Annotated in this window: 10 protein-coding genes; 7 read left to right on the top strand and 3 right to left on the bottom strand. The window is 55.1% G+C overall.

What is annotated here, in order from left to right; translation table 11 throughout:
• Nucleotide 1: 1 nt before the first annotated feature.
• Complete coding sequence (locus R1T41_RS17035) at nt 2–1,444, top strand: PLP-dependent aminotransferase family protein (RefSeq protein WP_247793460.1); 1,443 nt, start codon at nt 2–4, stop codon at nt 1,442–1,444.
• A 14-nt stretch (nt 1,445–1,458) separates the two neighbouring features.
• On the opposite strand, the gene R1T41_RS17030 is transcribed toward R1T41_RS17035, so the two are convergent.
• The gene (locus tag R1T41_RS17030) at nt 1,459–2,343 is read right to left on the bottom strand and encodes a hypothetical protein (RefSeq protein WP_317338061.1); all 885 of its coding nucleotides are present in this window, start codon (nt 2,341–2,343) and stop codon (nt 1,459–1,461) included.
• 230 nt (nt 2,344–2,573) lie between these two features.
• Here R1T41_RS17030 and R1T41_RS17025 point away from each other — a divergent pair, with 230 nt between their 5' ends.
• Both R1T41_RS17025 and R1T41_RS17020 read left to right on the top strand, forming a co-directional pair.
• Entirely contained in the window at nt 2,574–4,958 is a 2,385-nt protein-coding gene (locus tag R1T41_RS17025) for a Lon protease family protein (protein WP_317338059.1), read from the top strand.
• Complete coding sequence (locus R1T41_RS17020) at nt 4,959–5,759, top strand: SPOR domain-containing protein (RefSeq protein WP_317338057.1); 801 nt, start codon at nt 4,959–4,961, stop codon at nt 5,757–5,759. It begins immediately after the preceding gene.
• Between the two features lie 15 nt (nt 5,760–5,774).
• Here the strand turns inward: R1T41_RS17020 and R1T41_RS17015 are convergent, their stop codons facing one another.
• Nucleotides 5,775–6,086 (bottom strand): DUF5818 domain-containing protein, encoded by a 312-nt coding sequence (locus R1T41_RS17015; RefSeq protein ID WP_317338056.1) that lies wholly within the window; start codon nt 6,084–6,086, stop codon nt 5,775–5,777.
• A gap of 148 nt (nt 6,087–6,234) precedes the next feature.
• On the opposite strand from R1T41_RS17015, the gene R1T41_RS17010 reads away from it, so the two are divergent.
• The 4 genes from R1T41_RS17010 (at nt 6,235) to R1T41_RS16995 (ending at nt 12,044) form a co-directional block, all read left to right on the top strand.
• The gene (locus R1T41_RS17010; protein ID WP_317338055.1) at nt 6,235–6,921 is read left to right on the top strand and encodes a GGDEF domain-containing protein; all 687 of its coding nucleotides are present in this window, start codon (nt 6,235–6,237) and stop codon (nt 6,919–6,921) included.
• A gap of 184 nt (nt 6,922–7,105) precedes the next feature.
• Nucleotides 7,106–8,941, top strand: a complete 1,836-nt coding sequence (locus R1T41_RS17005) for an EAL domain-containing protein (RefSeq protein ID WP_247742214.1) — start codon at nt 7,106–7,108, stop codon at nt 8,939–8,941.
• Nucleotides 8,938–10,677, top strand: a complete 1,740-nt coding sequence (locus tag R1T41_RS17000) for a sensor domain-containing diguanylate cyclase (RefSeq protein WP_297205156.1) — start codon at nt 8,938–8,940, stop codon at nt 10,675–10,677. Before R1T41_RS17005 ends, R1T41_RS17000 begins: the two co-directional genes overlap by 4 nt.
• The gene (locus tag R1T41_RS16995) at nt 10,674–12,044 is read left to right on the top strand and encodes a DUF2336 domain-containing protein (RefSeq protein ID WP_097050426.1); all 1,371 of its coding nucleotides are present in this window, start codon (nt 10,674–10,676) and stop codon (nt 12,042–12,044) included. The genes R1T41_RS17000 and R1T41_RS16995 overlap by 4 nt, the downstream gene beginning before the upstream one ends.
• Here the strand turns inward: R1T41_RS16995 and R1T41_RS16990 are convergent, their stop codons facing one another.
• Nucleotides 12,045–12,551, bottom strand: coding sequence for a GNAT family N-acetyltransferase (locus R1T41_RS16990; RefSeq protein ID WP_231858161.1), 507 nt, complete (start codon nt 12,549–12,551; stop codon nt 12,045–12,047).
• Nucleotides 12,552–12,573 lie beyond the last annotated feature (22 nt).

The following is a 12,573-nucleotide window of genomic DNA, read 5'->3' as shown; positions in this document are numbered from 1 at the left end:
CATGACAATATGGCTTCCAAACATTGAAGGCGGCAGCGGTCCTGTTTATCGGCAGATCGCACACGCCATCCGCGGCGCGGTTAATGACGGGTCACTCAAACCCGGCGACCGCCTTCCCACCCATCGCGATCTCGCCTATCACCTTGGCGTCACCGTCGGCACAATCACCCGGTCCTATCGCGAGGCGGAAAGACTGGGGCTTGTCGCGGGCGAAGTCGGGCGCGGCACATATGTGCTGGGCGGATTGCAAAGCGAACTGGATATGGCGGTAACGGTCCCTGCACCGGGCCATTTCAGCAACAATATCGGCGCGATGACCCGGGAAACGGCAAATGACGACGCCGAGGATATCGGCCCGGTCAATTTCCGGATGAATTGCCCCCTGCCACCGCGTGAAGACCATATTCGCAATGTCCTGATCGACGTTGCCAAATGCACGCCGTTAAATGACATGATCACCTACAAGTCGGAATATGGCATGCCGGGCCATCGGCGTGCTCTCGCTTCGATGGCAGGTGCCCTTGGGCTGGATGACAATCCCGAACGCGTCCTGCCAACCGCAGGCGTTCAACACGGCATGACGGTTTCATTGCTGGCAACCGTACGGCCAGGTGATCTGGTCCTGTGCGAGGAATTGACCTATCCGAACCTGCGCAGCCTGGCCAATCTTCTGCAATTCCGCCTGCGCGGTGTTTCTATGGACGAAGAAGGCATTATTCCCGAAGCGCTGGAAAATCTGTGCCGCACGCAAAGCCCGCGCGCGATCTATCTGATGCCGACACTGCATAATCCGCTTTGCAGCACCATGAGCCAGAAGCGCCGCATGGAAATCGCCGAACTGCTGCGCAAATACGATCTGCTTTTGATTGAAGACGGAATTTATCATTTCCTCAATCCCGACGCCCCACCCCCGCTGTCATGCTTTGCGCCTGAACGCAGCATCTATCTGGACGGCGTATCCAAAAGCATCGGTGGCGGCCTTCGGGTCGGTTATATCCATGCGCCGGGCGAAATGATCGCCAAACTTGCAAGCGCCATCCGATCCACCTGCTGGATGGTGTCAGCCATCAATCTTGAACTGGTTTCACGGCTGATCGAGGATGGCAGCCTTAAACGATACGAAGCCTGGCATCGCGAAGAAGCCGCAAGACGTCTTTCGATCATTCTTGGCACACTCAAGGGATATGACGTGCGGTTCCATCCCACCAATTATCATATCTGGCTTGGCCTGCCTGATCATATTGACCCCGGTGAACTGGTGATGAATGCGGCCAACAACGGTGTTCTTTTGACCGCGGCACAACAGTTTTCCGTTGGGCACCCGCCACGCGGGCTACGACTTTGTTTTGGGGCGGAAAAATCGACCGAACGGCTACGTGAAGGCGTTCAGATTGTCGAACGGCTTCTGCAAACCAGCGAATTTGGCAATACGGTCGTAATGTAGGCCAGATCAGGTAGTCAATACCACAGATCAGGGTTTTCAAGCGGGACCCGGTTGCTCAGGTTCGGGTTTTCGAGACGGAATATCTTACGATTTGCAAGATTTGCCCGCCGGATCAGATCGCCGTGATATTCCATGAACAATTTATCGAAACTGCCATCGGCGATCATTTCGCGCAGGCCAAGTTCGATACGTTCGGCCAGCTTCGGTTTTGTCGGTGTCACGAAAAAATACACTGGCAACGGTACATGAAGAGCCAGTCCGGTTTCGATATACATGTCAGGATATTTGTCTGACATGGTGTCGAGTTCAAAGAATATTTCGTTGATGCCCCGACTGAATGTCTGAAAACGGCGCAAGCTGAACATATCAAACATTGTTTCGTAATCGTGCCCGGTTACAACATCAAACCCCGCATTTTCAAGGATCAGGGTAGTCGACCATTGTGCACCGGATCCGGTCGAAAACCGTCTGAGATCGTCTAGCGTTTCAACCTTGTCCATCAAAGGCTGGAGTTCGCGGTTTATGAAGAACAACCGGTACCCCTGAAGCCCTTTGCGAAGCGGAATGTAAATCGGGATCAGATCGGTTTCCCAATTCGGTCGCGGGACTTCAGCCATGACATGCAAATACCGACCTTCTTCAAGAAGAACCTTGCTTCTGTCGCGCGAAACGGTGGCAAAGGCCTGCATAATGCGCACATCGCCGTATCGATCCGCTGTCCGGTTAAGGGCTTCGGCCAGAAGTCGTTGTGGATAAACATGATTTTCTGCCGCTTCTGGCGGAGGACGATAGGTAATGATGGTTTCCTGCGCGCCGGAAACGCCAATTCCTCCGCCAATCGAGGCAAGCAGATACAAGCCAAAGATTGTACCGCTTCGAATGCGAGACAAATGCCCCATGCCGTCCCCGATTCCCCTTCAAAGCTTTTTTTGAGTTTATTACTCAATCAATGGGGATAGCTGTTCGTAACGTCAAGGTCGACAGAAGGATGATCCACCCCTGCCAGTCATCGGTAAATGCAAAATCAGCAAGCTGCACTTGACCGGCCTATCGCGTTGCTTCCAAGATAAGATTTCGTGATCGGCGCACCTGTCTGATCACATCCTTTTGGGCAGCAGAAAGACAGCAAATGCCAGTTTCCCGCCTCGACGCTGATGATTGTGGTTTCCCACATTTCCGGATTCGCAGCCCACATAAAGACCAGTCACCTGAAATTTTCGATTTTTCATCACATTACCGCGCCGCAGAAGCATTGAAGTTCGGTCTTTCGATGTCTGAGCCGGGCTTTAACATCTTTGTTCTGGGCCTTGATCGTGCTGGTCGCATGACCGCAACGCTCGATTATCTGAAGAAATCGATGGAAGAACGCCCGGCTCCACAGGACTGGGTATATCTGAACAACTTTTCGCGTACCAATCGCCCGCGTCCCTATGCCCTTCCCGCCGGTGAAGGCCGCAAGCTGGCCGATGCGATGGAAACGCTGGTATCTCACCTGCGCGAGGCATTTGCATCCGCCTTCAACGCCCCGGCTCATCTGACCGAAACCCAGACCCAGACGGAAGAAGCCCGCACCCAGCTGCGCGAAAAGTTTGATGCGCTGCGTGAATATGCCCGCGAACGTGGCCTTGACGTTCAGGAAAACGAAAAAGGCGTAATGATCGTCGCGCTGAACGAAGAAGGCGAGCCGGTTTCACTTGACGAAATCCCCAAGGAACGTCGTGCCGAAGCCGAAGACGCATTTGAAGAAGTCGCCGAAGAAGCCCGCAAGACGCTGCTTTCGACCCGCGATCTTGAAGAACAGATCGCCGATACGCTTGATGCGCTTCGCCGCGGGGCAGCCAAAGTTGTTCTGAAACCGCGTATTCGCAAAATTCGCGACAAGTTCACATCGCCGGGCATGAAGGCCTGGTTCGAGGCACTTGAAAAAGACATTCTGGATAATATCGACGCGTTCGAAGAAGCCAGCGACCAGCCCGCCATCGACAGCGGCGATGGCAAAATGCCCGAAACCGTCGATGACCGTTATGCGGTCAATCTTCTGATCGACCATTCGCGCGACAAGCATCCTGATGTCGTTCTGGAACCAAGCCCAAGCTATGATAACCTGTTTGGTCAAATCCAGTACCGCCCGGTAGCCGGTGGCATGCACCCGCATTTCAGCCTGATCAAGCCAGGTGCCCTGCATCGCGCCAATGGTGGCGTTCTTGTTTTGCGTGCCGAATCGCTGGTCGAGCATGAAGACAGCTGGGCGTTTCTTAAGGCAGCCCTTCGCGACGGCGAAATCCGCATCGAGGAAACTCATAAATCCGGCCCGCCAACTGCCGGTGCACCGGAACCGCGCCCCATCCCGCTTGACGTCAAGGTCGTGATCGTCGGCGCACCGAAATATTACTATACCTTCTTCTCGCTGGATGTTGATTTCCGCAACCATTTCCGGGTCAAGGCTGATATCGACGCCGATATGCCCGCAGCGGGTCGCAATATTTCGATTTATACCGGGTTACTGCGCAAGTCTGCCCTGGCGCGCACCGGTATCCCGCTTGATAACGGTGCAATCCGTCAATTACTGGGTCAGGCGGCACGCTGGGCAGGGGAACGCGACAAGCTGACGGCCCAGATCGAACGGGTCGAAGATGTCGCAATCGAAGCAGGTGCACTGGCCAAGACCGACAAACGCAGCAGCATCCGGGCTGCCGACGTCCGCCGTGCCATCGAAGAACGCCGCCACCGCAACAGCCGCCTTGAAGACCGGTCCCATGAGCGGGTTCAGCGTCGCGAAATCCTGATCGACAGCTATGGTGCGGTTGTCGGGCAAGTCAACGCCCTGACCGTTCTGGATTATGGCGATCATGCCTTTGGCCTGCCCGCACGTGTTTCGGCACGTTCCTATGTCGGCAGTCTCGGGGTTTTGAACATCGAACGCATGGTCGACATGTCCGGCCCCCTGCAACAGAAGTCGGTCATGACCATCGAAGGGTTCCTTAAATCCCGCTTTGCGCAAGAATTCCCGCTCTCCTTTGCCTGCAATGTCACTTTCGAGCAGAACTATGGCGGCATCGAAGGTGACTCTGCCTCCATGGCAGAGCTGTGCGCGATCATCTCGGCAATCTCGAACATCCCCATGCGCCAGAATATCGGTGTCACCGGATCAATGAACCAGTTCGGACAGGCCCAGCCGGTCGGCGGTATTTCGCATAAGATCGAAGGGTTCTATCGTATTTGCGCCGATCAGGGCTTTACCGGCGATCAGGGGGTGATCATCCCGCTGGCCAATGCGGAAAATGTCGTGCTGCGCGAAGAAGTCGTTCAGGCAATCCGCCAGGGCAAGTTCAATATCTGGACGGTCGAACACATTAACGATGCCATTGAACTGCTGGCAGGCAAACCGTGCGGCGACCATCCCGAAGGCCAATACACTGCCGACAGTGTGTATGGCAAGGCCATGGAACGACTGCGCCAGAATGATCGCATCCTGCGTGAACGCCATGCTTTTCCGGCATGGACGGAGCAGTAAATGACGAAAGCGGCAATGCCCCCTGCTCGCAACCTTTGCTGGTTCGACATGACCGGCACAGCAACAGGGTGCATTGCCGCAGGTCTTTTTCTGATCATGACGATGGACAATGTTCGTGCGCAGTATATCGGCAATGTAAGCGACAGAACTGCCCCCGCAACCGAAGAAATCAAATCAGGTCTGGACGCCATTCCCACTGATATCCCGGTTCATGCCAGCAGCCCTTCCCCCATCAATCAGCCCTTCAGCCTTTTACCCGGCACCATCCGAACCGAACCGGTTTTGCTTGAAGATACCGAACGGCCAAGCCTTGCCGAACAATATCGAATGGAAAGGCAGGGCTTCAAACGTGCGCCGTCACAGGCAACCGTTGTGAAACGCGCCCCTGAAACCAGTCTTGCGCCAACTGCTGCCCTGCAACCGGCATCCGCCAAAACGGTTTCGGCTGCAAACACACCCCAGCCCGCGATACCCGCAACAATGCCCGAAAGCGGTCCATCCCAAACTGCGGCAATAGCGGACTCAGGCACATTTCCGGCTGCAACGGATAATGCATTTGCGATTCAGTTGGGCGCATTTAACGACACCATCAGCGCACAGACCTATTGGGCAAGCTTCATGATCCGCTATCCGGATTTGGCAAAATCCCATCAACGCAGTCTTTCGACGGCGGATCTGGGCGCCAAGGGTATCTTTCACCGGCTTCGCCTTGGCGGCTTTGCCGATATGACCAGCGCCGAAACAAAATGCCGCCAGCTTTTGGCTGACGGCACGGATTGCTTTGCAACGCTGGATCAATAGAGTCGGGAATTGGCTCTAGTTTAACTCACCACCCAACAACACAATCTTGTCGACGATCAGTGTTTCGGCTTCGGTACAGGTGGTCATCAATGCGCCATGACCAGTCACACGGACCTTGTCACCGGGACGGAATCGGGTTGCCTTGTTTGCCAATGCATAAAGCGTTCCGTCATCAGCACGGAATGTAACGCATTCCCGGCCATTATCGGTGATTTCGCCGGTCAGGGTCATATTTTCTTTCTGAAATGCCGAGCATGCCGACAGCAGCATTCCCGCGGCCAGGATCGCAGCAAACTTGCCAGAAACGGCGCCTATTCCGGTTTTCATTATCGTTCTCCTGTGCTCGTGCGGTTTCTTATCGTCACAAAACCTTATGTCCCTCGTTAAGGATGTTGTAACGCACTGGATTTTAAAAAGGATCCTGCAAACGTTTTACGCGTTTCAATTCGCATTGTCATTGATAACAAGATCAAAGATGAACAACTCGCATCTGGAACTTCTGAAACAACTGGCTGAAGAATTTCAACCGCGCACGGATGCCAATACCCGTGCAACCGTTGAAACCGAAAGCACAGATGCGTTTGCAACACTTGTCGATCTTGCACGTGACATGCAAAACCGCCTTGATCAGCAGCAGAACCGTATCCGCCAGCTTGAACAAATGGTCGAGACCGACGAACTGACCGGCCTTTACAATCGCCGCGGCTTCCTTCGCCGCACCCGCGAGGCAATGGCACGCGCCGCCCGCTACAAAGAAAGCGGGCTTCTGGTGATTGCCGATCTGGACGGCTTCAAGATGATCAATGATCATCATGGTCATGCGGCGGGCGATGCCATTCTGCGCCATTTTGGCCAGAACCTTCGCACGCACACACGTGCCGACGATTTTGTCGCCCGGTTTGGCGGGGACGAGTTTGCCATCCTGATGGTTGGCAGCAACCCCGATGTCGCCGAACCCCGGATCAGAGACCTTGAAAAAGCCACCTTACGCTTCCCCTTGATCTGGCAGGGCACGGCTCTTCCGATCCGGGCCAGCTTCGGTTATACGATTTATCACGCCAACAGCGATGTCACCGACCTTTTAAAACAGGCCGATGATGCGATGTATGCCAACAAGCATGCAAAACGCGCCCTTCCCCAAAACAGTCATAACGCCGCCTGAACACGCTTATCGGGCCTAAAACCATCCCACCGACTTCCCATATCGGATATCGGCAGGCATTTTTTGTTTATTAAATGCTTTTCCTTCATATTGCCCCTCAAGATCGCTATTTATAAAAAACGGGGAAAATGACTTCGGAGCATATCCGAAGCGTTTTTGGGGGCAGGCTGGTGATGGTTCTCTTATGACAGACAATATTGGCTACTCAGCAGAAACAAACGACAGGGATCTTCTGGCTGCCATGGCCTTCTGCTGGGCGGACATGTTGCTTGAAGTCGACGAGAACGGATATATCCTGTTTGTGGCCGGTGCGACCGAAAGCCTTCTGGGCTGTCCACCGGAACGGTTGATTGGCGAAGCACTTGATAAACTGGTTATCCGTTCGGAACGGCCCCTTTTGCGGGCCTATCTTCATGCCACTTCCGGGATCAAGCGCCTTGAGGAGCTCGACCTTGATTTTCAGTTGATCGAGGATGACGACACCGCCCTTGGCAACCCGGTTCCCCTGTCACTGAGCGGCTATATGATTTCCGAACCGATCGGACGCTATTTCATTGCCGCCCGTCATCGAGCAATCCGCCCGCGTGCGCGATCCGGGATTGACCGGCTGATCCTGCAAAACACGCTGTCCTCGGCAAATTCCTCATCCGGCAAAACCGAACAGCATTCCGAAACAATGGCGCGCGTGGCATCAAGCCATAGCGAGGCCCTTGTTGTGCTTGAAAACCTTGCCGCCCTTCGCAGCCAGGCAGAAACCGACGCCACCAACGAACTGGCCCGGTTGATCGGGATCGGAATTGGTTCCCGCAGGAACACTGAAGACTTTGACACCAATAGCAATCATCTGGTTGACGAGCCGATGATCGAACTGGAACGGCGGATTGTCGCTTATGCAAGTGCCCTGCGCGCCGATCTCGACGATCCCGATTGCAGCGACGCGGAAAATACCGTTGATCCTTTCAAAAACCTGAACCTTGCCACCGGTAGTTCGGGCACTTCGGGTGGCTCAACATTGTCCACCAACGATCTGTTTGGACGTGATTACGATCTTGCCAGCGGTTTTCATCGCCTGACACAAAATGTCCGCCAGCCAATGGCGGGCGGGGAAAAGGAAACCAACCTGACACGCGCTGTGGCCTATGCGCTTAACCGCCTGCAACATCGCAGCGATGCAAATACGGATGTGTCGGCCGAACGGCTCTCGGCCAGCCTGCCCCACCTGATTCAGGAAACCCTGAAATCGGTCCGCGCATTTCGCGAAATTGTTCAGAACGGCTCATTTGCCGTGGCACTGCAACCGATCGTGCATCTTGGCAGCCTTGAAATGCACCATTACGAGGCGCTGGCACGCTTCCACGATGGCAGCAGCGCACTTGCCGTTGATCAGATCATCCATTTTGCCGAGGGTACCGGCCTGATTACCGAGTTCGATCTGGCGATGTGCCAGAAAGTACTTGATCACGTAACGCTTGAACCGGAACTTGTAACTCATTCTGTTGCGGTTAATTTGTCAGGCCATTCACTGGAACAGCAGGATTTCCTGCCGGCATTGGAACAAATCCTTGATCGTTACGACATTGACCCGGCAAAAATCATGTTCGAGGTAACCGAAACATCGCGCATTCGTGGCCTTCGGGACGTGAATGACGGTTTGCAACGGCTACGTGCACGCGGGCACCTTGTCTGTCTTGATGATTTCGGTGCCGGGGCCGCCAATTTCGAATATCTGAGCGCCCTTGACGTCGACATCATCAAATTTGATGGCGGTGCAATGCGCACGGCTTTGGCCAAACCCAAAGGCCGCGCTTTTATCAAAGCCACAGCCCTGCTTTGCCGCGATCTTGGCATCCATACCATTGCAGAAATGATCTATGATCAGGCCAGCTTTGAACTGGTTCGTGATCTGGGCATTGATTTCGGTCAGGGATATCATCTTGGCGCACCGGTAACGCTTGCAAGTGTGAACACCGGATCATCAAGTAACGCGAAGACCGCCAACGCGACCGGAGGCGGGCAATGAAACAGCATCACAAGGATGCCGACAAGGAAATGTCCGCATATAACGATATGACATCAGATCAGGGTTTCATTCTTGATCCGCAGACCATGGCCGATGCCGAGGCACCAGTCATGGTCATGGACAAGAACGGCACCCCCCTGTTTGCCAATAAAAATGCCCGAAGCTTCGCCGAAGGCATTCGTGACGGTCTGTTTCCAGAAATAAACAAGCTGGTTTTGCGCGCCATCACAACGCCGGGCGGGGTTGTCGAACTCCTGACCTTCGAGGTACAGCGCGGTACGGCAACGCTTGAACTGACGGCATTGCCGATGGCAGATGACCGGGTCCTGCTTTTACCGCGCGACGTCAGTATGGATCGCAATCTGCGCGATGCGCTGATTGACTCGCGGCAGCGCTATCGTGACATCGTCGAGGTATCATCCGCCTTTGCCTGGGAAACCGACGATACCGGCAATTTCATTTTTGTCTCGCCGCGTGGTGCTCTCGGTTACAAGGCCGATGAACTTGTTGGTCGCTCGCCACTTGATTTCCTTTTGGATACTGCGGATCAGGACAGCGAAATTGTTTTTCGCAGCCAGAAGGCCGTTCGCGATGTACCGATCTGGCTCAGACGGGCCAATGGCAATGCTGCCTGCCTCGCCGTTTCATCGACCCCGGTATATACGCGCGACGGTCGCTGGACCGGTACGCGCGGCCTTGCCCATGACATCACCGAACAGCGCCGGCGCGAAAGCGAAGTCGCCACGGCACGAAACCGCGACCGGTTGATGACCTATATTGTGCGCACCATGCGCGATGAAATCGACCCGACCCTTGTGCTTAAAGGTGCGGCAGATGCCAGCGCCCGGGCCCTGGCCTGCGCTGGCTGCGCCATTTTTCGCCGCAACGAGGAAACCGACAGGATCGAGGTGGTCGCATGTCACGGCCCCGAAGACCTTGATCCGATTGCCAAACAGGCATTGAATCAGCTTGGCAACACCGATGAGGTATTTGAAGCCGAAATCGAGAATTATCGCGTTCTGGCCCAGCGTTGCCATTATCATCAACAGGTGAATGGCGCGGTTATATTTATCTTCAATGCCGATCACCCAGCACCTAACGAGGGCGAACGCGCCATCATGTCCGAAGTATCGGACCAGATCGGGATCGCGATTGAACAGGCAGCCCAACATGACCGGATCGTTACCCTGTCGCGAACCGATGGTCTTACCGGGCTTTTGAACCGGCGCGCCTTCTTCGACGAATTGGGCCGCCGCCACGCCCGCCTTGTGCATGATGACATGCCTGCGGCCCTGATGTATGTCGACATGGACAATTTCAAGCTGGTCAATGACGTCCATGGTCATCAGACCGGGGATCAGGCCATTCTGGCGCTGGCCCGCATCCTTTTGGACAATACCCGCCCGATTGATCTTGTCGCGCGCCTTGGCGGCGATGAATTCGTGGTCTGGCTCGACGGGGCGGATATGGCAACCGCATCGCAACGCGCGCGCATCCTGCTTGACAAGAGCGCCACCTTGTCGTCGTTTTCCGGTAGCAAGGATCGTCCGCTTGGTATTTCAGTGGGCATTGCCGTGCGTGATGCCGGCTCGAAAGAACCGCTTGAACAGCTTGTGCTTCGTGCCGATCAGACCATGTATCAGGTCAAAAAACACGGCAAAGGCAGTTTCGGCATCGCCGCCCCTCCCGGATCGAACGGTCCGGCAAGAATAGAAGATCAGGAGACGCCCCTATGAAGGGTTTTTTGCAGCGGGTCTTCACCAAACGTCGGGAAACCCCGATCACGTATGATGAAGCCAAAGACATGGCCGCCAGCCCGGATGCGAATGTTCGCGGCGTGCTGGCGCAACGTCATGATACCAAACCGGAAATTCTGTATTACCTTGCAAGTGATGCAGATTCCCAGGTGCGGCGCCATATTGCAGCAAACCATGCCACTCCTGTGCAAGCCGACGTCCTGCTAACCGATGACAAGGACGACAGCGTTCGTGGAAGCCTTGCCGAAAAGATTGCCAATCTTTCGGCTGGGCTGACACCGAATGAAACCGATAAACTGCGCCGGATGACCTATGAAGCGCTGGACAAGCTTGCCCGCGATCAGGCCGTCCATGTCCGCCAGGTTATTTCGGAAACGCTCAAGGATATCGCCAACGCGCCACAGCCGATCATCCAGCAGCTGGCGCGCGATACCGAAAGTGTCGTCTGCGGACCGGTCCTGCAATATTCGCCGGTTCTGACGGAAACCGATCTTCTGGAAATCATCGAGGGCAGTTCGGGAAGGGGATCGCTTAGCTTTATCTCGCGTCGTCGCAATGTTGGTGAAAAACTTGCCGATGCGATTGCCGCCAGTAGCGACAAGGATGCGATTTCGCATCTTCTGGGCAACAAGTCGGCACAAATCCGCGAAGAAACCCTTGATCAGCTTATTGATCGTGCGCCGGATTATCCGGAATGGCACAAGCCATTGGTTGAACGCCCGCAACTGCCACCAACGGCAGCAGGTAAACTGGCACGTTTTGTAGCTGAAAACCTGATCGGCGTGCTGGAACGGCGCAAGGATCTGAAAAAGGAACAGCTCGACGCGGTGCGCGAAGTCGTCAATCGACGCATTTCATCTGGCGAGTTCGACAAACGCGAAGATGCACCGGTTGAAACCCGCAAGGCCAAGCAGAAGCAGGCAGAACAGAAAGCGGCGGCCAAGTCCGGTGGTGCCGAGGCCGCAGCGACGAGCGAGGAAGAAGAATCTTCTTATGAAAAGGCATTGGCCCTGCATAGCAAAGGCAAACTGACCGATAAGGAAGTTGCCAAGGCGTTGGCAGCCAACGATGTCAAGTTTGCGCGTGCGGCCCTTGCAGTCCTTGCCGGTATTCCGCCAGAAGCCGTAACCAAAGTCCTTAACACCCATTCGGCCAAAGGTGTCGTATCGCTGGCATGGAAGGCCGGACTTCCGGCCGAACTAGCCGTGAAGATTCAGGTCAAGCTTGGGCATGTCCCGCCCGGGCAGACGCTTAATCCGCGTGGCAACGACTATCCGCTCAGCGAAGAAGACATGAAATGGCAGCTTGAATTCTTTACCGGCATGGCAACGGTCGGGCTGCGCTGATCAGTGCAGTTGATCCTGCCTGCTATCGGGCGAGCGCAGCATTGAAATATGGGCGATACCATCTTCATAGAAGGCTTCGCCGAACTGCATGAAGCCCAGCGCCTCGTAAAAGTTTTTGAGATAAAGCTGGGCATTCAGGAAAATCCCCCTGCCCGCAAAGGTATCGTGGCAGGACGCGATGGCCTGCAACATCAGTTTACGGCCGATACCCTGGCCACGCAAATCGGGGCTGGCAACGACACGGCCGATCGCTGGATGCTGCCCCTGTGCGGAATGATCGGGATCGATACCCGGTGCCACAATGCGCGCAGCGGCAACAACCTTGCCGTCCAGCAATCCCAGAACATGCTGACAAAGCGGATCAAGCCCGTCGATCTCGGGGAAAATGCATTCCTGTTCGATGATGAAAATCTGTTGCCGCAATCGCAACAGGTCATGGACCTGAAGCGGTGTCATCTCGTCAAAGGCGCAATGCACCCACTGCAGGGTCGAGGATGAGGCAGACATGGCGGCAACTTTCATTTCCGGA

This window comes from Thalassospira lucentensis (assembly GCF_032921865.1).
Classification (GTDB): domain Bacteria; phylum Pseudomonadota; class Alphaproteobacteria; order Rhodospirillales; family Thalassospiraceae; genus Thalassospira; species Thalassospira lucentensis_A.
The sequence above is the reverse complement of the archived record's forward strand: the minus strand, read 5'-3'. Positions and strand labels throughout refer to the sequence as shown.

Excerpts from the sequence above, each read along its gene's own strand:
- R1T41_RS17035 (WP_247793460.1), top strand. The coding sequence starts at position 2 with ATGACAATATGGCTTCCAAACATTGAAGGCGGCAGCGGTCCTGTTTAT.
- R1T41_RS17030 (WP_317338061.1), bottom strand. The coding sequence starts at position 2,343 with ATGGGGCATTTGTCTCGCATTCGAAGCGGTACAATCTTTGGCTTGTAT.
- R1T41_RS17025 (WP_317338059.1), top strand. The coding sequence starts at position 2,574 with ATGCCAGTTTCCCGCCTCGACGCTGATGATTGTGGTTTCCCACATTTC.
- R1T41_RS17020 (WP_317338057.1), top strand. The coding sequence starts at position 4,959 with ATGACGAAAGCGGCAATGCCCCCTGCTCGCAACCTTTGCTGGTTCGAC.
- R1T41_RS17015 (WP_317338056.1), bottom strand. The coding sequence starts at position 6,086 with ATGAAAACCGGAATAGGCGCCGTTTCTGGCAAGTTTGCTGCGATCCTG.
- R1T41_RS17010 (WP_317338055.1), top strand. The coding sequence starts at position 6,235 with ATGAACAACTCGCATCTGGAACTTCTGAAACAACTGGCTGAAGAATTT.
- R1T41_RS17005 (WP_247742214.1), top strand. The coding sequence starts at position 7,106 with ATGACAGACAATATTGGCTACTCAGCAGAAACAAACGACAGGGATCTT.
- R1T41_RS17000 (WP_297205156.1), top strand. The coding sequence starts at position 8,938 with ATGAAACAGCATCACAAGGATGCCGACAAGGAAATGTCCGCATATAAC.
- R1T41_RS16995 (WP_097050426.1), top strand. The coding sequence starts at position 10,674 with ATGAAGGGTTTTTTGCAGCGGGTCTTCACCAAACGTCGGGAAACCCCG.
- R1T41_RS16990 (WP_231858161.1), bottom strand. The coding sequence starts at position 12,551 with ATGTCTGCCTCATCCTCGACCCTGCAGTGGGTGCATTGCGCCTTTGAC.